Source organism: Enterobacter sp. ECC-175, assembly GCF_043968675.1.
Lineage (GTDB): Bacteria > Pseudomonadota > Gammaproteobacteria > Enterobacterales > Enterobacteriaceae > Enterobacter.
Genome location: NZ_CP143776.1, coordinates 1360555 through 1382522 on the forward strand (window position 1 = coordinate 1360555; position 21968 = coordinate 1382522).

The following is a 21968-nucleotide window of genomic DNA, read 5'->3' on the forward strand; positions in this document are numbered from 1 at the left end:
TGTAATGATTTGGTGAATATTACGAAAGCGTTATGGCTCCGGCGGGGCAAACCAGGCGGATTTAAAATCAAACCAGCCCAGGGTGTTCATCCGCAGGCCGCGCATGCTGCGCTGGCCCTGAATCATCAGCCAGTGATGGATAAGCGGCACAATCGCCTGCTGCGCAAGCAATTGCTGGCACCAGGCGGCCAGGCTCATTTCGCCCGCACGCCACTGGGCGGCGTCCTGCTGCCAGTCACGGTCAATGCAGTGCTGGATCAGCGGCACTTCGTACAGGTGTGAAAAGAGCGAGAAATCAAGCGGCAGGGTGAAGTTGGCGCTGTTGAGCCAGATGTCGCTGACGATGTCTCCGCGGTGCCATTCGTCATAATCCACCTCCTGAATATCAAGGTGAACGCCCTCGGCGGCCAGCAGCTTGCTCATAATTCGGGCAATAAAGCGGTGCTCCACGTGGTCGCGGTAGTAGGTCAGGGTAATCGACTCAAGCCCGGCAGGCTTTTCTCCGTGCACGGGCCGGGCGTGGTGCCAGCGCGGCAGCAGGCCGTAGGCCGGGAACCAGTAGGTCTGGTATTGCTCTTCGGCCAGGTAGATCAGGTTGGACGGAGAGAGGATGTGGCTCACCCACCTGCGCACCTCTCGGCTGGCGCCTCGGCGGCTGCGGGCGTCAAACAGCAGGTAATAGCAGCCCTCTTCAAGACGGCTCTCCACGGCTTTTTCCCCGTCGGTTGGCCCTTCCAGCGTGAGGCCACAGCTCAGCTCTTCGCTGATCTCAGGCAGGACCCACACGTTGACTTCGTCGATCAGCGCGCGAAAGCCGAAGTAGTCGTCAAAGGCGCGGATTTTCAGCTGGTTGCTGGTGTTGCGCGTTACCGCGTAGGGACCCGTTCCTACCGGCTGGCTGGCAAAATGGGGCAGGGATGCCCATTCGCGCGGCAGGATCATCGACGGAACGTAGCCCATGAGCCACGGCAGCCACCGGTCCGGCTCGGTCAGTTCAATATCAATGGTCCAGGCCGTGGGGGAGTGGACGCGCGACACGTGGGCATACAGAGGAAGCGCGCGCGCCCGCTGAAGAGAGTCAATGACGTCGTCCATTTCCAGCTCGCGGCCGTGGTGGAAATGAATACCGGGACGTAAAAAAAAGCGCCAGTGGAGAGGGGAAAGTTGCTGCCAGTGGTGCGCGATATCGGCTTCCAGTTCCCCGTTTTCCTCATTTATCCGCGTCAGGCCGTTGAAGATCTGGCGGGCGATGTGGGTTTCCGAACGGCGCAGCGCCGTGCCGGGGAGCAGGTTTTTCATCGGGCGATAGTAAAGCACGCGCAGGATGTGGCGCCCCTGGCGAAAGCTGCGCCCAAGGTGCGAGACCAGCATCTGGCGGACGGCGGCCTTGTCGCCGACCAGCTGAACCAGCTGGTCGATGCGATCCTGTTCCAGCAGATCTTCCGCGCGCTGCTGCTGTAGCGCCAGCCCGGTATAGAGGAAGGTCAGCCGCGATCGCTTCCCGCGTCCCGCCTCGGCTTCCCAGCTTAGCCAGCCCTGCTGCTGCATGGTGTTCAGCAGCGTGCGCATATGGCGTCGCGAGCAGCTCAGCAGGTCGGCCAGCTCGCTAAGCGTGGTCTCCTTCGATTGCCCCTCGCAGCACTGCCAGAGGCGGATAAACTGTTGTTGCAGACGACCAGAAGGCATAAAAGGGGAACTCCTGACAAAAAACCAGCAATTTATTTATCCCTATATTAGGCCAATAATTCTTCTCGATGAAGTGAGGAGGTAAATTATGAAGAGGTCTACCGCACGTCAGTTTTATCAGCAGTACTTTTCAGCGACGAAGGGAGCGTCCTGGCTGGCCCGCCGGTGTGCAGAGCAACGGCTGAAAATGTTGGAAGATCTGATGCAGTGGGACGTTACGCAACCGACCTCTTCTCGCTAACTCGCCTCGATCATGTGTGACTGAGTATTGGTGCTAATCACCCGCCAGCAAAATGTTTTTGCTGGCTTTTTTCGTTTATCCTTTCACCCAATTTCGATTCCCTTTCACAAGGACTTGCGCATGCTGTGGTTGATGACGATGGGGCGACGCCTGAACGGCGTGTATGCCGCTTTTATGGTGGTGGCCTTTATGATGGGCGTAGCGGGCGCGCTTCAGGCGCCGACGCTGAGCCTGTTTCTCAGCCGCGAGGTTGGTGCGCAGCCGTTCTGGATAGGGCTGTTTTATACCGTTAACGCCATCGCGGGGATCCTCGTGAGCCTGTGGCTGGCGAAGCGCTCTGACAGCCAGGGGGATCGCCGACGGCTGATCCTCTTTTGCTGCGCGATGGCGGTGGGCAACGCGCTGCTGTTTGCGTTCAACCGTCATTACCTGACGCTCATTACCTGCGGCGTGCTGCTGGCGTCGCTGGCGAATACCGCCATGCCGCAGCTGTTCGCGCTGGCGCGTGAATACGCCGATAGCTCGGCGCGGGAAGTGGTGATGTTCAGCTCGGTAATGCGCGCGCAGCTATCGCTGGCGTGGGTGATTGGCCCGCCGCTGGCGTTTATGCTGGCGCTGAACTATGGCTTTACCACCATGTTTACCATCGCCGCCGGGATATTTGTTATTAGCCTGGTGCTGATTGCCTTTGCGCTGCCGTCGGTGGCCCGCGTGGAGCAGACGACGGATAAACCGATGACGGACGTGAGCGGCTGGCAGGACAAAAACGTGCGGATGCTGTTTATCGCCTCGACGCTGATGTGGACCTGCAACACCATGTACATCATTGATATGCCGCTGTGGATCAGCAGCGATCTGGGGCTGCCGGACAAGCTCGCGGGGATCCTGATGGGCACCGCGGCGGGGCTGGAAATCCCGGCGATGATTCTGGCGGGTTATTACGTTAAGCGCTTTGGTAAACGCAAAATGATGGTGGTTGCGGTGGCGGCGGGCGTGCTGTTCTATCTTGGGCTGATATTCTTCCATTCACGCGAAGCGCTGCTGGCGCTGCAGCTGTTCAACGCGGTGTTCATCGGAATTGTCGCCGGGATTGGCATGCTCTGGTTCCAGGACCTTATGCCGGGGCGGGCAGGGTCGGCAACGACGCTTTTTACCAACAGTATTTCGACCGGCGTAATTCTGGCTGGGGTGATTCAGGGCGCGCTGTCGCAAAGCTATGGGCACGGCGTGGTGTACTGGATGATAGCGGCGATTTCGCTGGTGACCCTGATTCTGACGTGTCGCGTTAGGGATGTCTGATTCTGGAAGGCCGCTTCACGAAATGAAACGACTTTATGACAGGTGCCGAGAAGGAGAATAGAGTGCGTGGCGGGTGCTTGAGGCTGTTTGCCTCAGGCTTTCGCAAGAGGCAAACAGTGGAGAGTCCCGCATCAATAAAACTGATGGGGAGACCAACTTCACAACCAACATTGCGAGGTTAGTCTCTTCGTTGCCGAAAAGCAATAAGGAGGCTGGAATGCCAAAACGTACTCTGCTGTTAGGTTTGTTTTTGATCTGTACGACGTTGTTGATCTTCACCTGGATGGTGCGCGACTCGCTCTGCGAGCTGCACTTCAGACAGGAAAAAACAGAGATGGCGGCAGTGTTGGCGTACGAAGCAAAACGTTAACGGTATGGGCGGGGGAGTGTTCCCCGCCACTCCAGCGTGGTTGAGCCTCAACGCACCCTTATCAATGGCCCGCTCCGTGCGGGCCATTGCCTTTAGCCCATAAACGCGGGCTGTTTTTTCTCGTAGGCCGAGATAGCCTCTTCGTGCTGGAGCGTCAGGCCAATGCTATCCAGCCCGTTCAGCATGCAGTGGCGGCGGAACGCGTCAATGCTGAAGCCGTAGCGTTTATCGCCGGCTTTTACCTCGCCCGCTTCCAGATCCACTTCGAACGACATGCCCGGGTTCGCCTGAACCAGCGCAAACAGCTCGTCGACCTCGGCATCGCCCAGCGTGACCGGCAGCAGCTGGTTGTTGAAGCTGTTGCCATAAAAGATATCCGCAAAGCTCGGCGCGATAACCACTTTAAAACCGTAGTCGGTCAAGGCCCACGGCGCGTGTTCTCGAGATGAGCCGCAGCCAAAGTTTTCGCGAGCCAGCAGAATCGACGCGCCTTTGTATTCCGGGAAGTTCAGCACGAACTCCGGATTAGGCACTTCACCCTTATCGTCCAGGAAACGCCAGTCGTTAAACAGGTGTGCGCCAAAGCCCGTGCGCGTCACCTTTTGCAAAAACTGCTTAGGAATGATGGCGTCGGTATCGACGTTTGCGGCGTCCAGCGGGACAACCCGGCCCGTATGTTGCGTAAATTTCTCTGCCATGATTGTCTCCTTATTTCAGGCTGCGGATATCGGCGAAATGACCGGTGACTGCCGCAGCGGCGGCCATTGCCGGGCTGAGCAGGTGGGTGCGCCCACCGCGGCCCTGACGGCCTTCAAAGTTACGGTTGCTGGTGGAGGCGCAGCGTTCGCCCGGGTTCAGGCGATCGTTATTCATCGCCAGGCACATGGAGCAGCCCGGCAAGCGCCACTCGAAGCCGGCGTCGATAAAGATCTTGTCCAGACCTTCCGCTTCCGCCTGTGCCTTCACCGGACCGGAGCCTGGCACCACCAGCGCCTGAACGCCTGGCGCCACTTTACGACCTTTGGCAATCTCTGCCGCGGCACGCAAGTCTTCGATACGGGAGTTGGTGCAGGAGCCGATAAAGACTTTATCAATGGCGACATCGGTCAATGGCACGCCGGGTTTCAGCCCCATATAGGCCAGCGCTTTTTCCGCGCTGGCGCGCTCGACCGGATCGGCGAAGGACGCCGGATCGGGAACGCTGTCGTTGACGGAGATGACCTGGCCGGGGTTAGTGCCCCAGGTAACCTGCGGCGCAATCTCTTCTGCCTGCAGGGTCACGACGGTATCAAAGGCTGCGCCGTCGTCGGTTTTCAGGGTGGCCCAGTACGCGACCGCGTCGTCAAAATCTTTGCCTTTCGGCGCGTGCAGACGGCCCTTCACGTAGTTGAAGGTTGTCTCGTCCGGCGCGACCAGACCGGCTTTCGCGCCCATTTCAATGGCCATGTTGCACAGCGTCATGCGGCCTTCCATGCTCAGCGCCTGAATGGCCTCGCCGCAAAACTCAACCACGTGACCCGTGCCGCCCGCGCTGCCGGTTTTGCCGATAATCGCTAGCACGATGTCTTTCGCGGTGATCCCCGGCGCCGCTTTGCCTTTTACTTCGATCTTCATTGTTTTGGCGCGGCCCTGCTTCAGGGTCTGCGTCGCCAAAACGTGTTCAACCTCTGAGGTGCCGATACCGAAGGCCAGCGCGCCAAAGGCGCCGTGCGTGGCGGTATGGGAGTCGCCGCAGACGATGGTCATACCGGGCAGGGTGATCCCCTGCTCAGGCCCCATCACGTGGACGATGCCCTGATACGGGTGGTTCAGGTCGTACAGCTCAACGCCAAACTCGCTGCAGTTCTTGATCAGCTCCTGCATCTGGATTCGCGCCATTTCGCCGGACGCGTTAATGTCTTTGGTCTGGGTCGAAACGTTGTGATCCATGGTCGCGAAGGTTTTACCCGGCTGACGCACCGGACGATTGTGCGCGCGCAGCCCGTCAAACGCCTGCGGGGATGTGACCTCGTGGACCAGATGGCGGTCGATATACAGCAGCGGGGTTTCGTTAGGCGCTTCGTAAACAACGTGCGCATCAAACAACTTTTCGTATAACGTCTTCGCCATGATTACACCCCTTCTGCGACATAGCGGGCAATGATATCGCCCATTTCATCGGTACTCACCGCCGCCGCACCGCGAGCTAAATCACCGGTACGGATGCCTTCTTCCAACGCGCGGTTAATGGCGTTTTCAATGGCGATTGCAGCATCACCTGCATCCAGGCTGTAGCGCAGCAGCAGCGCCAGGGACAAAATCTGCGCAATCGGGTTGGCGATGTTTTTGCCTGCGATATCCGGCGCGGAACCGCCCGCCGGTTCGTACAGGCCGAAGCCCTCTTCGTTGAGGCTGGCCGATGGCAGCATGCCCATGGAGCCGGTGATCATCGCACATTCGTCAGACAAAATATCCCCGAACAGGTTGGAGCACAGCAGCACGTCAAACTGAGACGGATCTTTGATCAGCTGCATGGTCGCGTTGTCGATGTACATGTGCGACAGCTCGACGTCCGGATACTGCTTGCTGATTTCGCTGACGATCTCGCGCCACAAAATAGACGACTGCAGCACGTTTGCCTTATCAATGGAGGTCACCTTGTGGCGACGCTTGCGCGCGGACGCAAAGGCAATGTGGGCGATACGCTCAATTTCGAAGCGGTGATACACCTCGGTATCAAACGCTTTCTCATGCTGACCGCTGCCTTCGCGGCCTTTCGGCTGGCCGAAGTAAATGCCGCCGGTCAGCTCACGCACGCACAGAATGTCGAAGCCGTTGGCGGCGATGTCCGCGCGCAGCGGGCAGAACTCTTCCAGACCCTGGTACAGCTTTGCCGGACGCAGGTTGCTGAATAATTTGAAGTGCTTGCGCAGGGGCAGCAGCGCGCCGCGTTCCGGCTGCTCTGCCGGCGGCAGGTGCTCCCACTTCGGGCCGCCCACGGAACCAAACAGGACGGCATCGGCGTTTTCACACCCTTCAACGGTCGCTTTTGGCAGCGGCGTACCGTGGTTATCAATCGCAATGCCGCCGACATCGTAGTGGCTGGTGGTAATTTTCATCGCAAAACGCGAGCGAACGGCTTCCAGTACTTTCAGCGCCTGTGCCATCACTTCCGGGCCAATACCGTCACCCGGCAACACGGCAATATGGTAGTTCTTCGACATTACACGGTTTCCTTATTGTTCTCTTTATTCTGAGCCTTGCGTTGCAACTCTTTTTCAACTTCGGCGGCGCGCCAGATGTTGTTCAGGACGTGCACCATTGCTTTAGCGGACGATTCGACAATGTCCGTCGCCAGGCCGACGCCGTGGAAGCGACGACCGTTGTGGTTGACGACAATATCGACCTGGCCCAGCGCGTTTTTGCCCTGGCCTTTCGCCGTCAGGTCATATTTGACCAGCTCAAGGTCAAACTCGGTGACGCGGTTAATCGCCTGATAGATAGCATCGACCGGACCGTTGCCGTTGGCCGCTTCGGCTTTAATCTCATCCCCGCACGCCAGCTTGACCGACGCGGTAGCGATGTCGCTGGAGCCGGACTGCACGCTAAAGTAATCCAGGCGGAAGTGCTCTGGCTCTTCCTGCTGCTTGTTAATGAATGCCAACGCTTCCAGATCGTAATCAAAGACCTGGCCTTTTTTGTCGGCCAGCTTCAGGAACGCGTCGTACAGCTGATCCATGTTGTAGTCGCTGTCCTTATAGCCCATCTCTTCCATGCGGTGCTTCACCGCCGCGCGGCCCGATCGGGAGGTCAGGTTCAGCTGCACCTGGTTCAGGCCGATGGATTCCGGCGTCATGATTTCGTAGTTTTCGCGGTTTTTCAGCACGCCGTCCTGGTGGATGCCGGAGGAGTGGGCGAACGCGCCGGTGCCGACAATCGCCTTGTTCGCCGGAATAGGCATGTTGCAGATCTGGCTGACGGTCTGGCTGGTGCGCCAGATTTCGTTGTGATTGATGCGCGTATTGACGTTCATGATGTCTTTACGCACCTTGATCGCCATGATCACCTCTTCCAGCGAGCAGTTGCCCGCGCGCTCGCCGATGCCGTTCATCGCGCCTTCAACCTGACGCGCGCCGGCGTGGACGGCCGCAATGGCATTGCCAACGGCCAGGCCCAAATCGTCGTGGGTATGTACAGAGATAATTGCCTTATCGATATTCGGCACGCGGTCGTACAGGCCGGTAATGATGTTGGAGAACTCAAACGGCATGGTGTAGCCGACGGTGTCAGGGATGTTGATCGTTCTGGCACCGGCACTGATGGCGGCTTCAACCACGCGGGCCAGGTCTTCAATCGGCGTGCGGCCCGCATCTTCACAGGAAAACTCAACGTCGTCGGTATAGTTGCGCGCGCGCTTGACCATGTAGACCGCGCGCTCGATCACCTCATCCAGCGTGCTGCGCAGCTTAGTTGCAATATGCATAGGCGAGGTGGCAATAAAGGTGTGGATGCGGAAGGCTTCGGCCACTTTCAGGGACTCTGCCGCAACGTCGATATCTTTCTCAACGCAGCGCGCCAGGCCGCAGACGCGGCTGTTTTTAATGGTGCGCGCGATAGTTTGAACGGATTCGAAATCACCCGGAGAGGAGACGGGGAAGCCGACCTCCATCACGTCGACGCCCATACGCTCGAGTGCCAAGGCAATCTGCAGTTTCTCTTTCACACTCAGGCTTGCCTGTAATGCCTGTTCGCCGTCGCGTAAAGTGGTATCGAAAATAATGACTTGCTGGCTCATGGGTTAGGTCCTTGTCTGTCCTGGGGCGCCTTGCTACGAGCATAAAAAAACCCGCGCAGCGGCGCGGGTTTTGAGTCTTACTGGAGACGATTCAGTTCTGAATTTCGCTCGCCAGCCTACCGCGCACAGTGGATGCGTTTAGTAGTAGTAGGCCGGTGAAACGAACGGTGCGAATCATGAATCATGCTCCTGTTAAATACGTGATGCCTTTAGTGGTACTGGATACGCTCGATCATGTCAACCCCTGACAATCAAAACGCCCCGGTTAGCTTAGGATGCTAATGAAAGTGCTTTAGCTAATTGTGCTGGTTTTTCGCTTTTCAGCGATTCGAATAGTCTAATTTTGGACTGAAAAACAATAATTGAATCATTTGAATATATTTCGTTGCAACCGCGACGGTATTTCGAGTGCTGCGTCGAATACACGGAAAGTATATCAATTTCATTGAGTTATAGATTTCATGAATGTTTTTCGATCGGCGATGTTTGAACAGGATGAAGCAATAATGTTAAGCGAAAGATACGGTTTGATGGAAGAGTTTAATAATACTTAATATGTCTTTAATTTGCGGTCAGTTGTTTATTTGTCTGAGTTATGGTTTCATTTCATCGTTATCGTTTTTTATATCATTTTAAAGAGGAGAGCCCCCACGAGCGATCGGCAGGTAAGGGTCCTCTTTATATTCCTTTTTTCTTTATATATTCCGAATTTTAAATAATTCCCTTTTGCTAGTTATATCTGCATGGTAAATCATATATTTGGTGATTATCATTATGGTTCGGTAAAGGGAGTTTAGCGTGACAGTGGAGTTAAAAATGTCAGGAAATAATATTAATCAGCCTCAGGCCTATGATGGCGTAAAGCCTCAGTTGCGCACCGTCGATCTTAATCTGCTGACCGTCTTCGACGCCGTCATGCAGGAGCAAAATATTACGCGAGCGGCACAGTCGCTTGGCATGTCGCAGCCTGCGGTGAGTAATGCAGTTTCCCGGCTTAAGGTCATGTTTAACGACGAATTATTCGTTCGCTACGGTAGAGGGATACAGCCGACCGCGCGCGCGTATCAGCTCTTTGGCGCCGTTCGCCAGGCACTACAGCTCGTTCAGAACGAACTGCCAGGCTCGGGCTTCGAACCCTTAAGCAGCGAGCGCGTCTTTAATCTTTGCGTTTGCAGCCCCTTAGATAATTATCTGACCTCGCTTATATACAATAAAGTTGAGGAAATCGCCCCAAACATTCACCTCGTTTTTAAATCATCCTTAAATCAGAATACCGAGCATCAGTTACGCTATCAGGAAACGGAGTTTGTTTTGGGCTATGAAGAGTTCCGTCGTCCGGAATTTTCCTGCGTCCCGCTCTTTAAAGATGAAATGGTATTAGTTGCCAGCAAGAAACATCCGCGTATGAATTCTCCGCTGCGCGAAAGCGATGTCTATAACGAACAGCACGCGGTTGTTGCGCTCGATCGCTACGCGTCATTTAGCCAGCCGTGGTATGACACGCCGGATAAACAGGCCAGCGTTGCCTATCAGGGCATGGCGATGGTAAGCGTATTAAACGTGGTATCCCAAACGCATCTGGTGGCTATTGCACCGCGCTGGCTGGCCGAAGAGTTTGCCGAGCAGCTTAACCTGCAGATTTTGCCATTGCCGCTGAAGTTAAACAGCCGCACCTGCTACCTCTCCTGGCATGAGGCTGCTGGCCGTGATAAAGGCCACCAGTGGATGGAAGAGTTGCTTACCAGCGTCTGTCGTCGCTAGGCCATTCAGGGTAAACCGTATTAAAGACTGCGGTTTATCCTGTTATTTTTCTGAAGTGAAGTATTTTATTCTGTTGTGATTTTTTTCATTCCAAGAGGATGTCGTGAAAAATAGATGATTTCCTGATTCACCCTCCTTTTTAAACATGATTTGTTAGCGCATTCTCTTATTCCAGTTGAATTAACCAGTTCCTGTCGTAATGCTTCTTTATTCTGCTTTGAACGCCATTTGCTCTTCCCCGTTTGCTAATTGCCTGCCTCATAACGAGCGGTTAAGGTAACCCTCACTCTGCATATAGAACTGGGTTATCCCGATCGCAAGACGGCTCGGAAATGATTTCTGCCCACTGTCTATCTATAACAAAAAGCCTGGAGGCAAAGCATGGAGATGTTGTCTGGCGCGGAAATGGTCGTCCGGTCGCTCATCGATCAGGGCGTGAAGCAAGTGTTCGGCTACCCGGGGGGCGCAGTCCTCGATATTTATGACGCGCTGCATACGGTGGGGGGTGTCGACCATGTTCTGGTGCGCCACGAGCAGGCCGCGGTGCATATGGCCGATGGGCTTGCACGCGCAACGGGCGAGGTGGGCGTTGTGCTGGTTACTTCCGGCCCCGGCGCGACAAACGCCATCACCGGCATCGCGACCGCCTACATGGACTCCATCCCGCTGGTCATTCTTTCCGGGCAGGTTGCGACGTCTTTAATAGGCTACGACGCCTTTCAGGAGTGCGATATGGTGGGGATTTCCCGCCCCGTCGTTAAGCACAGCTTTCTGGTGAAGCAAACGGAAGACATCCCGGGCGTGCTGAAGAAGGCCTTCTGGCTGGCGGCGAGCGGTCGTCCCGGTCCGGTGGTTGTCGATCTGCCAAAAGATATACTTAATCCGGCCAACAAGCTTCCCTACGTTTGGCCTGAGACGGTCAGCATGCGTTCATACAACCCGACAACGCAGGGCCACAAGGGCCAGATCAAGCGTGCGCTGCAAACGCTTTTGGCCGCTAAAAAACCGGTGGTGTACGTTGGGGGAGGGGCGATCAACTCGGCCTGCGAACCGCAGCTGCGCACGCTTGTTGAAACGCTGAACCTTCCCGTCGCATCCTCATTGATGGGGCTGGGCGCTTTTCCGGCAACGCATCGCCAGGCGCTGGGAATGCTTGGGATGCATGGCACCTACGAAGCAAATATGACGATGCATCACTCCGATGTGATCTTCGCCGTCGGCGTCCGCTTTGACGACCGCACGACCAATAATTTGGCAAAATATTGCCCGAATGCGACCGTACTGCACATTGATATCGATCCTACGTCGATCTCTAAAACGGTATCGGCCGATGTGCCGATCGTCGGCGACGCGCGTCAGGTGCTGGAGCAAATGCTGGAGCTACTCCCGCAGGAGAGCGCGTCCCAGCCGCTGGACGAGATCCGCGACTGGTGGCAGCAGATTGAGCAATGGCGGGCGCGGCAGTGTCTGAAATACGACGCGCACAGCGAACATATCAAGCCGCAGGCGGTGATCGAAACGATCTGGCGTCTGACCCAGGGTGACGCGTACGTTACCTCTGACGTGGGCCAGCACCAGATGTTCGCCGCATTGTACTATCCGTTCGACAAGCCGCGTCACTGGATCAACTCCGGCGGCCTGGGCACAATGGGCTTTGGCCTTCCCGCCGCGCTGGGGGTCAAGATGGCGCTTCCGCAGGAAACCGTGGTCTGCGTGACCGGGGACGGCAGCATTCAGATGAACATTCAGGAACTTTCGACGGCGCTACAGTATGAGCTGCCGGTGCTGGTGCTGAACCTGAATAACGGCTACCTCGGGATGGTGAAGCAGTGGCAGGACATGATCTACTCGGGCCGCCACTCGCAGTCGTATATGACGTCGCTCCCGGATTTTGTTCGCCTGGCGGAAGCCTATGGCCATGTCGGCATGCGCGTGACCAGTCCGGCGGAACTGGAAGCCCGACTCGGCGAAGCGCTTGAGCAGGTCAAAAACGGTCGCCTTGTGTTTATGGATGTCATCGTCGACGGCGCCGAGCACGTCTATCCAATGCATATCCGCGGCGGCGGTATGGACGAAATGTGGCTCAGCAAAACGGAGAGAACCTGATATGCGCCGGATATTATCGGTATTACTGGAAAACGAATCTGGCGCACTGTCACGCGTCATTGGCCTTTTTGCCCAGCGCGGCTATAACATTGAAAGCCTGACCGTCGCCCCGACCGACGATCCCACGCTGTCACGAATGACCATCCAGACCGTGGGCGATGCAAAAGTTCTTGAACAGATTGAGAAGCAGCTGCACAAGCTGGTTGATGTGCTCCGCGTGAGCGAGCTGGGGCAGGGGGCATATGTCGAACGCGAAGTGATGCTGGTAAAAATTCAGGCCAGCGGCTACGGGCGTGAGGAGGTTAAGCGCAACGCGGATATTTTCCGCGGGCAGATTATTGACGTGACCCCTTCTTTATATACTGTGCAGCTTGTGGGCACCAGCGACAAGCTGGACGCCTTCATCGCTTCGGTACGCGACGTGGCAAAAATTGTTGAAGTGGCGCGCTCGGGCATCGTTGGCCTGTCGCGCGGCGAGAAAATCATGCGGTAGTTGTCTGAAAGGTTCGCCTCTTTCTGCCCGGTCACCAAAGCCGGGCTTTTTTTTGCGTAATCAGCCGACAACGTGGATAAAAGCGGTTGCCGCGAAGGCTAATCTGCGTTTAGATGTTAAAATATTTAACCATAACCTTGACAGGGCCATGGACTTTTCTTTTTTTTGAGGGGCAATTGTGAAACTGGATGAAATCGCCCGGCTTGCCGGCGTGTCACGAACGACGGCCAGCTATGTGATTAACGGTAAAGCCAAGCAGTACCGCGTCAGCGATAAGACCGTTGAAAAAGTTATGGCGGTGGTTCGTGAGCATAACTACCATCCGAATGCCGTCGCCGCGGGCCTGCGCGCCGGGCGAACCCGCTCTATTGGCCTGGTGATCCCCGATCTGGAAAACACCAGTTACACCCGTATCGCGAACTATCTTGAGCGTCAGGCTCGCCAGCGGGGCTATCAGCTGCTGATTGCCTGTTCCGAAGACCAGCCCGATAACGAGATGCGCTGCATTGAGCATCTTCTGCAGCGCCAGGTGGATGCCATTATTGTTTCGACCTCTTTACCGCCAGAGCATCCCTTCTACCAGCGCTGGGCGAACGATCCTTTCCCCATTGTGGCGTTGGACCGCGCGCTGGACCGCGAACATTTCACCAGCGTGGTGGGCGCCGACCAGGACGATTCAGAGATGCTGGCCGCCGAGCTGCGTACCTTCCCTGCCGAGACGGTGCTGTATCTTGGCGCATTGCCCGAGCTTTCCGTGAGCTTCCTGCGCGAGCAGGGCTTCCGTACCGCCTGGAAAGACGATCCGCGCGAGGTTCATTATCTCTATGCAAACAGCTACGAGCGTGAAGCCGCCGCGCAGCTTTTTGAAAAGTGGCTGGAAACGCACCCTATGCCGCAGGCGTTGTTCACCACCTCGTTTGCTCTCCTTCAGGGAGTAATGGACGTGACGCTGCGCCGCGATGGAAAATTACCGTCCGACCTGGCCATTGCCACCTTCGGCGATAATGAGCTGCTGGACTTCCTGCAATGCCCGGTGCTCGCGGTGGCGCAGCGCCATCGGGACGTCGCCGAGCGCGTGCTGGAAATCGTTCTGGCGAGCCTGGATGAGCCACGAAAGCCGAAGCCAGGCCTGACGCGCATCAAACGCAACCTTTACCGCCGCGGGATACTGAGCCGCCATTAATTAAATTGTTGGGGCAGTTAAACTGCCCCAATCTTGATCTACCAGGGCTTAAGGTAATTCCCGGATGAAAATTAGGATAATTCTTTGAAACGGATAGTCTGCTATTAATCTTAATTCCTGCTGCGCATTTAAAATGCACATTTAAGGAAGATTTAACCCTTTTTTGATTGTTCTTTTGTATTATTTTGTTACAAAGGCCGCATGGCCGATGAATATTCAGACGTTTTTTCGACAGTGGTATCGTTCAGCGCGCCAGCGCGCACGCTCTGGAGCCCCCGTGTTGCATCTGGCGCTGTTATCCCCTCCCAATATGTCCTAAAATGCTGCCCGCGTCGCAAACTGACACTTTATATTTTCACGCGATGATATTGAGTGGTGCTTTAACGCCGATTGGATATTTGATTTTTTTCTTACAAATATTCATGACGTTAATTTTGCCTCGCCTGTTGTGCAGTTATTAATCAGGTCAGGCGATATCTGTAAATAGGGTGTAATACAGCCCTGATAGGGAGAGTCCTGGCTTGACAAGCTTTTCCCTCGCTCCGTAAACTCCTTTAGGTGGGAATTTGTGGGTTAAAGTGGTGATAAGGGGTGAGGCTGGCATGTTCCGTGGAGCGACGTTAGTCAATCTCGACAGCAAAGGGCGTTTATCGGTGCCAACCCGATACCGTGACCAGCTGGTTGAGAACGCTTCAGGTCAAATGGTTTGCACCATTGACATCAACCACCCCTGCCTGCTGCTTTACCCTTTACCCGAATGGGAAATTATCGAGCAAAAGCTGTCGCGACTGTCGAGCATGAACCCACAGGAGCGCCGCGTACAGCGGCTGCTGCTGGGACATGCGAGTGAGTGCCAGATGGATAGCGCTGGGCGGTTACTGATTGCGCCTGTGCTGCGGCAGCATGCCGGTCTGACGAAAGAAGTGATGCTGGTCGGGCAGTTCAACAAGTTTGAACTGTGGGATGAAACGACCTGGTATCAACAGGTCAAGGAAGATATCGACGCTGAGCAGTCTGATTCTGAAACGCTATCGGAACGGCTGCAGGACTTGTCTCTATAAATATGATGGAAAATTATAAACATACTACGGTGCTGCTGGATGAGGCCGTAAACGGCCTGAATATTCGTCCGGACGGCATCTACATTGATGGCACTTTTGGCCGCGGTGGCCACTCGCGTTTGATCCTCTCTCAGCTTGGGGCGGAAGGACGCCTGCTGGCAATCGATCGCGATCCGCAGGCGATTGCCGTTGCGCAAACCATCGATGACCCACGCTTTTCCATCGTGCATGGACCTTTCTCTGCGCTGGCGGATTATGTTGCCGAGCGCGGCCTGACGGGCAAGATCGACGGGATTCTTCTCGATCTTGGCGTCTCTTCACCACAGCTTGATGATGCAGAACGCGGTTTTTCCTTTATGCGCGATGGCCCGCTGGACATGCGCATGGACCCGACGCGCGGCCAGTCTGCTGCCGAGTGGTTACAAACCGCTGACGAAGCGGATATCGCCTGGGTGATCAAAACCTTCGGCGAAGAACGTTTTGGCAAGCGCATTGCGCGCGCCATCGTCGAGCGTAACCGCATCGAGCCGATGACCCGCACCAAAGAGCTGGCGGAAGTCATCGCGGCGGCAACGCCGGTGAAGGATAAGCACAAACATCCCGCGACCCGTACCTTCCAGGCGGTTCGCATCTGGGTAAACAGTGAACTGGAGGAAATAGAGCTGGCGCTAAAAAGCTCGCTCGACGTGCTGGCCCCGGGTGGGCGGTTATCCATCATCAGCTTCCATTCGCTGGAAGACCGCATTGTGAAACGCTTTATGCGTGAGCAAAGCCGCGGACCTCAGGTTCCAGCAGGGCTGCCGATGACGGAAGAACAACTCAGGAAGCTGGGCGGCCGTCAGCTGCGAGCACTAGGCAAGTTGATGCCGGGCGAAGAAGAGGTGGCAGAGAATCCACGTGCCCGTAGTTCAGTTCTGCGTGTTGCAGAGAGGACGAACGCATGATCGGCAGAGTGACAGAGACCCTCAGCAAAGTTAAGGGATCGTTAGGAAGTAACGAGCGCCATGCCTTGCCTGGCGTGATCGGAGACGATCTTTTGCGGTTTGGGAAACTGCCACTCTGCTTGTTCATTTGCATCATTGTGACGGCAGTGACGGTGGTGACAACGGCCCACCATACCCGTTTATTAACCGCGCAGCGCGAGCAGCTGGTGCTGGAACGCGATGCGCTGGATATCGAATGGCGAAACCTGATTCTTGAAGAGAACGCGCTCGGCGATCACAGCCGGGTTGAACGGATCGCAACGGAAAAGCTGCAGCTGCAGCATGTTGATCCTTCTCAGGAAAATATCGTTGTACAAAAATAAGGGAAAACGCGACGCATGAAAGCAGCGGCAAAAACGCTAAAACCAAAACGTCAGGAAGAACAGGCCAACTTTGTCAGTTGGCGTTTTGCGTTGCTTTGCGGCTGCATTTTACTGGCGCTGGGTTTCCTGCTGGGCCGCGTGGCGTGGTTGCAAATCATTGCCCCTGACATGCTGGTTCGCCAGGGCGACATGCGTTCTCTGCGCGTGCAGGAAGTGTCCACGTCCCGCGGCATGATTACCGATCGCTCCGGGCGTCCGCTGGCGGTGAGCGTGCCGGTGAAAGCCATTTGGGCCGATCCGAAAGAGCTGCACGATGCCGGTGGCATAACGCTTGATAACCGCTGGAAAGCCCTTGCGGATGCCCTGAAGATGCCGCTCGACCAGATGGCATCGCGCGTGAATGCGAACCCGAAAGGGCGTTTTATCTATCTGGCGCGTCAGGTGAACCCTGACATGGCGGATTACATCAAAAAGCTCAAGCTGCCGGGGATTCATCTGCGTGAGGAGTCACGCCGCTATTATCCTTCCGGCGAAGTAACCGCTCACCTCATTGGCTTCACCAACGTTGATAGCCAGGGGATTGAGGGCGTTGAAAAAAGCTTTGATAAATGGCTTACCGGCCAGCCGGGTGAACGTATCGTGCGTAAGGACCGCTACGGCCGCGTCATTGAAGATATCTCTTCAACGGACAGCCAAGCGGCGCACAACCTTGCGCTCAGCATTGATGAACGTCTCCAGGCGCTGGTTTACCGCGAGCTGAACAACGCCGTGGCGTTTAACAAGGCGGAATCGGGCAGCGCCGTGCTGGTCGATGTCAACACGGGTGAAGTGCTGGCGATGGCTAACAGCCCATCCTACAACCCGAACAACCTGACCGGTACGCAGAAAGACGTGATGCGTAACCGCACCATCACCGACGTGTTCGAGCCTGGCTCTACCGTGAAGCCGATGGTGGTAATGACCGCGCTCCAGCGCGGCATCGTGAACGAAAATACCGTTCTGAATACGATCCCTTACCGAATTAACGGTCACGAAATTAAAGACGTGGCGCGTTACAGCGAATTGACCCTTACCGGGGTCCTGCAGAAGTCGAGTAACGTCGGTGTTTCAAAGCTGGCGTTAGCGATGCCGTCCTCAGCGTTAGTAGAGACTTACTCACGTTTTGGACTGGGAAAGGCGACCAATTTGGGGTTGGTCGGAGAACGCAGTGGCTTATATCCTCAAAAACAACGGTGGTCTGACATAGAGAGGGCCACCTTCTCTTTCGGCTACGGGCTAATGGTAACCCCGTTACAGTTAGCGCGAGTCTACGCAACGATCGGCAGCTATGGCGTCTATCGCCCGCTCTCGATTACCAAAGTTGATCCACCGGTTCCCGGCGAGCGTATCTTCCCGGAATCCACCGTTCGTACCGTTGTGCACATGATGGAAAGCGTCGCGCTGCCCGGCGGCGGCGGCGTGAAGGCGGCGATTAAAGGCTATCGCATTGCCATTAAAACCGGTACGGCGAAAAAGGTGGGGCCAGACGGCCGCTACATCAACAAATACATTGCCTATACCGCAGGCGTTGCGCCTGCAAGCAATCCGCGTTTTGCGCTGGTGGTCGTCATTAACGATCCACAGGCGGGTAAATACTACGGTGGTGCCGTTTCAGCGCCGGTGTTCGGGGCGATCATGGGCGGCGTGTTGCGCACCATGAACATCGAACCGGATGCGCTGGCGACCGGCGATAAGAGTGAATTTGTAACTAATCAAGGCGAGGGTACAGGTGGCAGATCGTAATTTGCGCGACCTACTCGCTCCGTGGGTGCAAAACGTGCCTGCGCGAGCGCTACGAGAGATGGTACTGGACAGCCGCATGGCGGCTTCCGGCGATCTTTTTGTGGCTGTAGTGGGCCATCAGGCGGACGGGCGTCGATATATCCCGCAGGCGATTGCGCAAGGTGTTGCTGCCGTTATTGCTGAGGCGAAAGATGAAGCAGCCGACGGTGAAATCCGCGAAATGCACGGCGTGCCGGTCATCTACCTCAGCCAGTTAAATGAGCGTCTTTCCGCGCTGGCAGGACGTTTTTACCACGAGCCGTCTGACCAGCTGCGTCTGGTCGGCGTGACCGGTACCAACGGTAAAACGACCACCACGCAGCTGATGGCGCAGTGGGCGCAGCTGCTCGGGGAAACCGGTGCCGTGATGGGTACGGTAGGCAACGGCCTTCTTGGCAAGGTGAGCCCGACGGAAAATACCACGGGTTCCGCCGTGGATGTGCAGCACGTGCTTGCTGGCCTGGCGGAGCAGGGCGCGACGTTTGCCGCAATGGAAGTTTCCTCTCACGGCCTGGTTCAGCACCGCGTCGCGGCGCTGAAATTTGCCGCATCAGTGTTCACTAACCTGAGCCGGGATCATCTTGATTATCACGGCGACATGGAACACTACGAAGCCGCGAAGTGGCTGCTGTATTCAACGCACCACGCCGGTCAGGCCATCATCAATGCTGATGATGAAGTCGGTCGTCGCTGGCTGGCGAAGCTGCCGGATGCGGTAGCCGTCTCGATGGAAGATCATATTAATCCTGACTGCCACGGCCGCTGGCTGAAGGCGGTTGAGGTGAACTATCACGACAGCGGCGCAACGATCCGCTTTGCCTCTTCATGGGGGGAAGGCGAGATTGAAAGCCGCCTGATGGGCGCGTTTAACGTCAGCAATCTGCTGCTGGCGCTGGCGACCCTGCTGGCGCTGGGCTACCCGATGGCCGATCTGCTGAACACCGCAGCGCAACTGCAGCCGGTCTGTGGCCGTATGGAAGTGTTTAGCGCGCCGGGCAAGCCGACCGTGGTGGTGGATTATGCCCACACGCCGGATGCGCTGGAAAAAGCGCTGGAAGCCGCGCGTCTGCACTGCGCGGGCAAGCTGTGGTGCGTCTTTGGCTGCGGCGGGGACCGCGACAAAGGCAAGCGCCCGCTGATGGGCGCGATTGCCGAGCAGTTCGCGGATATTCCGGTTGTGACCGATGACAACCCGCGTACCGAAGAGCCGCGCGCCATCATCAACGATATTCTGTCCGGCATGCTGGACGCGGGCCGCGCTCGCGTCGTCGAAGGCCGCGCGGAAGCGGTGACCAACGCCATTATGCAGGCGCAGGAAAACGACGTGGTTCTGCTGGCCGGTAAAGGCCATGAGGACTATCAGATCGTCGGCAATCGTCGTCTGGACTATTCCGACCGCGTCACCGCAGCCCGCCTGCTGGGAGTAGTGGCATGATTAGCATCACGCTAGGCCAGGCCGCAGCCGTACTGCAGGGTGAACTGCGCGGTCAGGATGTGACCATTGACGCCGTCACGACCGATACCCGTAAGGTGACCGCGGGCTGTCTGTTTGTGGCGCTGAAAGGCGAGCGCTTTGACGCTCACGACTTTGCTGAACAGGCCAAAGAGAACGGCGCAGGCGCACTGCTCGTAAGCCGCATGCTGGATATCGATCTGCCGCAGATTGTGGTGAAGGATACCCGTCAGGCATTTGGCGAGCTGGCCGCATGGGTGCGCCAGCAGGTCCCGACGCGCGTCGTTGCGCTGACGGGATCGTCCGGCAAAACCTCCGTAAAAGAGATGACCGCGGCGATTCTGAGCCGCTGCGGAAATACGCTCTACACGGCGGGCAACCTTAATAACGACATCGGCGTGCCGATGACGCTGCTTCGCCTGACGAAAGAACATGAATTTGCCGTGATTGAGCTGGGCGCTAACCATCAGGGTGAAATTGCCTGGACCGTCAGCCTGACGCGTCCGGAGGCCGCGCTGGTGAATAACCTGGCGGCGGCGCATCTGGAAGGTTTCGGTTCTCTGGAAGGCGTGGCGAAAGCCAAAGGTGAGATTTACACCGGCCTGCCGGCTGAGGGCATCGCCATTATGAATGCCGATAACAACGACTGGCTGAACTGGCAAAGCATCATTGGCGATCGTAAAACCTGGCGCTTCTCGCCGAATGCCGCCAACAGCGACTTTACCGCGACTAACGTTCACGTCACGTCGCACGGCACCGAGTTTACGCTCAATACGCCTACGGGCGGCATTGACGTGCTGTTGCCGCTGCCGGGCCGTCATAACATCGCCAACGCGCTCGCCGCCGCCGCGCTGTCTATGGCCGTTGGCGCAACGCACGACGCAGTTAAAGCGGGGCTGGCGAATCTGAAAGCGGTACCGGGGCGTCTGTTCCCGATCCAGCTTGCGCAGAACAAGCTGCTGCTGGACGACTCCTACAACGCCAACGTCGGTTCGATGACGGCGGCCGTGCAGGTGCTGTCCGAAATGCCGGGCTATCGCGTAATGGTTGTTGGCGATATGGGCGAGCTGGGCGAAGAAAGCGAAGCTTGCCATATCCAGGTCGGCGAAGCGGCGAAGGCGGCAGGTCTGGATTGCGTGCTAAGCGCAGGAAAACTGAGCCAGGCGATTAGCCAGGCCAGCGGCGTTGGCGAGCACTTTGCTGATAAAGCGGCGCTAATTAAACAACTTAAAATGATTATTGCAGAAAAACCAATTGTGACAGTGCTAGTGAAAGGTTCACGCAGTGCCGCCATGGAAGAGGTTGTGCACGCACTACAGGAGAACGGGACATGTTAGTTTGGTTGGCCGAGCATTTGGTCAAATATTATTCAGGCTTTAACGTCTTTTCGTATCTGACGTTTCGCGCCATCGTCAGCCTGCTGACCGCGCTGTTCATCTCATTGTGGATGGGCCCGCGCATGATCGCCCGTCTGCAAAAACTCTCATTTGGTCAGGTTGTTCGAAACGACGGCCCCGAGTCACACTTCAGCAAGCGCGGCACGCCAACGATGGGCGGGATTATGATCCTGACCGCCATCGTGGTCTCCGTGCTGCTGTGGGCCTATCCATCTAACCCGTACGTCTGGTGCGTGCTGACCGTACTGATTGGCTACGGAATCATTGGCTTTGTCGACGACTACCGCAAGGTGGTCCGAAAAGACACTAAGGGCCTGATTGCCCGCTGGAAGTACTTCTGGATGTCGGTGATTGCGCTGGGCGTGGCCTTCGCGCTTTACCTGGCGGGAAAAGATACGCCGGCCACCGAGCTTGTCGTTCCGTTCTTTAAGGACGTGATGCCGCAGCTGGGGCTGTTCTACATCCTGCTGGCCTATTTCGTGATCGTCGGGACCGGCAACGCCGTCAACCTCACGGACGGTCTGGATGGCCTGGCGATTATGCCAACCGTCTTTGTCGCCGCGGGCTTCGCGCTGGTGGCGTGGGCGACCGGTAACATGAACTTTGCCAACTACCTGCATATTCCTTATCTGCGCCACGCCGGGGAGCTGGTGATTGTCTGTACGGCAATTGTCGGCGCGGGCCTTGGCTTCCTGTGGTTTAACACCTATCCGGCTCAGGTCTTTATGGGGGACGTCGGATCGCTGGCTCTGGGCGGCGCGCTGGGTATTATTGCCGTGCTGCTGCGCCAGGAGTTTCTGCTGGTGATTATGGGCGGCGTATTCGTGGTGGAGACCCTGTCGGTGATCCTGCAGGTCGGCTCCTTCAAGCTGCGCGGACAGCGCATTTTCCGCATGGCGCCTATTCACCACCACTATGAACTGAAAGGCTGGCCGGAACCGCGCGTGATTGTGCGCTTCTGGATTATTTCGCTGATGCTGGTGCTGATTGGCCTGGCAACGCTGAAGGTACGTTAAT

The 21968-nt window shown here is 56.6% G+C and carries 20 protein-coding genes; 14 read left to right on the top strand and 6 right to left on the bottom strand.

The genetic code is table 11. From position 1 onward, the window contains the following. Positions 1-30: 30 nt before the first annotated feature. Positions 31-1686, bottom strand: a complete 1656-nt coding sequence (gene sgrR, locus V1599_RS06405) for an HTH-type transcriptional regulator SgrR (protein ID WP_395301222.1) — start codon at positions 1684-1686, stop codon at positions 31-33. 88 nt (positions 1687-1774) lie between these two features. On the opposite strand from sgrR, the gene sgrT reads away from it, so the two are divergent. From sgrT to V1599_RS06420, 3 genes are all read left to right on the top strand, one after another. Next, positions 1775-1927 (top strand): glucose uptake inhibitor SgrT, encoded by a 153-nt coding sequence (sgrT, locus tag V1599_RS06410; RefSeq protein ID WP_112011104.1) that lies wholly within the window; start codon positions 1775-1777, stop codon positions 1925-1927. Between the two features lie 120 nt (positions 1928-2047). After that, a complete protein-coding gene (locus V1599_RS06415) occupies positions 2048-3226 on the top strand; it encodes a sugar efflux transporter (RefSeq protein ID WP_112011105.1) in 1179 nt (392 codons plus the stop codon). Positions 3227-3443: 217 nt separating this feature from the next. After that, positions 3444-3596 (top strand): Hok/Gef family protein, encoded by a 153-nt coding sequence (locus tag V1599_RS06420; RefSeq protein WP_045907789.1) that lies wholly within the window; start codon positions 3444-3446, stop codon positions 3594-3596. A gap of 92 nt (positions 3597-3688) precedes the next feature. Here the strand turns inward: V1599_RS06420 and leuD are convergent, their stop codons facing one another. The 5 genes from leuD to leuL form a co-directional block, all read right to left on the bottom strand. Beyond that, positions 3689-4294, bottom strand: coding sequence for a 3-isopropylmalate dehydratase small subunit (leuD, locus tag V1599_RS06425; protein WP_112011106.1), 606 nt, complete (start codon positions 4292-4294; stop codon positions 3689-3691). 10 nt (positions 4295-4304) lie between these two features. Further along, on the bottom strand, positions 4305-5705 hold the full coding sequence (leuC, locus tag V1599_RS06430) for a 3-isopropylmalate dehydratase large subunit (protein WP_395301223.1): 1401 nt from the start codon (positions 5703-5705) through the stop codon (positions 4305-4307). 2 nt (positions 5706-5707) lie between these two features. Further along, entirely contained in the window at positions 5708-6799 is a 1092-nt protein-coding gene (leuB, locus tag V1599_RS06435; protein WP_297118651.1) for a 3-isopropylmalate dehydrogenase, read from the bottom strand. Then, positions 6799-8370, bottom strand: a complete 1572-nt coding sequence (leuA, locus tag V1599_RS06440) for a 2-isopropylmalate synthase (RefSeq protein WP_395301224.1) — start codon at positions 8368-8370, stop codon at positions 6799-6801. Before leuA ends, leuB begins: the two co-directional genes overlap by 1 nt. A gap of 91 nt (positions 8371-8461) precedes the next feature. Further along, on the bottom strand, positions 8462-8548 hold the full coding sequence (gene leuL / locus V1599_RS06445) for a leu operon leader peptide (protein ID WP_112011110.1): 87 nt from the start codon (positions 8546-8548) through the stop codon (positions 8462-8464). 638 nt (positions 8549-9186) lie between these two features. Here leuL and leuO point away from each other — a divergent pair. From leuO to mraY, 11 genes are all read left to right on the top strand, one after another. Continuing rightward, positions 9187-10131, top strand: coding sequence for a transcriptional regulator LeuO (gene leuO / locus V1599_RS06450; RefSeq protein ID WP_112011111.1), 945 nt, complete (start codon positions 9187-9189; stop codon positions 10129-10131). A 381-nt stretch (positions 10132-10512) separates the two neighbouring features. Then, entirely contained in the window at positions 10513-12237 is a 1725-nt protein-coding gene (ilvI, locus tag V1599_RS06455) for an acetolactate synthase 3 large subunit (protein ID WP_112011112.1), read from the top strand. Position 12238: 1 nt separating this feature from the next. Further along, on the top strand, positions 12239-12730 hold the full coding sequence (gene ilvN / locus V1599_RS06460; protein WP_112011113.1) for an acetolactate synthase small subunit: 492 nt from the start codon (positions 12239-12241) through the stop codon (positions 12728-12730). A gap of 178 nt (positions 12731-12908) precedes the next feature. Beyond that, positions 12909-13913: a catabolite repressor/activator gene (gene cra, locus V1599_RS06465; RefSeq protein WP_006173866.1), complete on the top strand. Its 1005-nt coding sequence runs from the start codon at positions 12909-12911 to the stop codon at positions 13911-13913. Between the two features lie 602 nt (positions 13914-14515). Next, on the top strand, positions 14516-14974 hold the full coding sequence (mraZ, locus tag V1599_RS06470; RefSeq protein ID WP_112011114.1) for a division/cell wall cluster transcriptional repressor MraZ: 459 nt from the start codon (positions 14516-14518) through the stop codon (positions 14972-14974). A 2-nt stretch (positions 14975-14976) separates the two neighbouring features. Beyond that, on the top strand, positions 14977-15918 hold the full coding sequence (rsmH, locus tag V1599_RS06475; protein WP_014068893.1) for a 16S rRNA (cytosine(1402)-N(4))-methyltransferase RsmH: 942 nt from the start codon (positions 14977-14979) through the stop codon (positions 15916-15918). Continuing rightward, positions 15915-16280, top strand: a complete 366-nt coding sequence (gene ftsL, locus V1599_RS06480; RefSeq protein WP_006173860.1) for a cell division protein FtsL — start codon at positions 15915-15917, stop codon at positions 16278-16280. The genes rsmH and ftsL overlap by 4 nt, the downstream gene beginning before the upstream one ends. Positions 16281-16295: 15 nt before the next feature. Further along, positions 16296-18062, top strand: a complete 1767-nt coding sequence (locus tag V1599_RS06485; protein ID WP_112011116.1) for a peptidoglycan glycosyltransferase FtsI — start codon at positions 16296-16298, stop codon at positions 18060-18062. Continuing rightward, positions 18049-19536 (top strand): UDP-N-acetylmuramoyl-L-alanyl-D-glutamate--2,6-diaminopimelate ligase, encoded by a 1488-nt coding sequence (gene murE / locus V1599_RS06490; protein WP_395301225.1) that lies wholly within the window; start codon positions 18049-18051, stop codon positions 19534-19536. Before V1599_RS06485 ends, murE begins: the two co-directional genes overlap by 14 nt. After that, positions 19533-20891: a UDP-N-acetylmuramoyl-tripeptide--D-alanyl-D-alanine ligase gene (murF, locus tag V1599_RS06495; RefSeq protein ID WP_297118612.1), complete on the top strand. Its 1359-nt coding sequence runs from the start codon at positions 19533-19535 to the stop codon at positions 20889-20891. Before murE ends, murF begins: the two co-directional genes overlap by 4 nt. Further along, positions 20885-21967: a phospho-N-acetylmuramoyl-pentapeptide-transferase gene (gene mraY, locus V1599_RS06500; RefSeq protein ID WP_028016681.1), complete on the top strand. Its 1083-nt coding sequence runs from the start codon at positions 20885-20887 to the stop codon at positions 21965-21967. Before murF ends, mraY begins: the two co-directional genes overlap by 7 nt. Position 21968 lies beyond the last annotated feature (1 nt).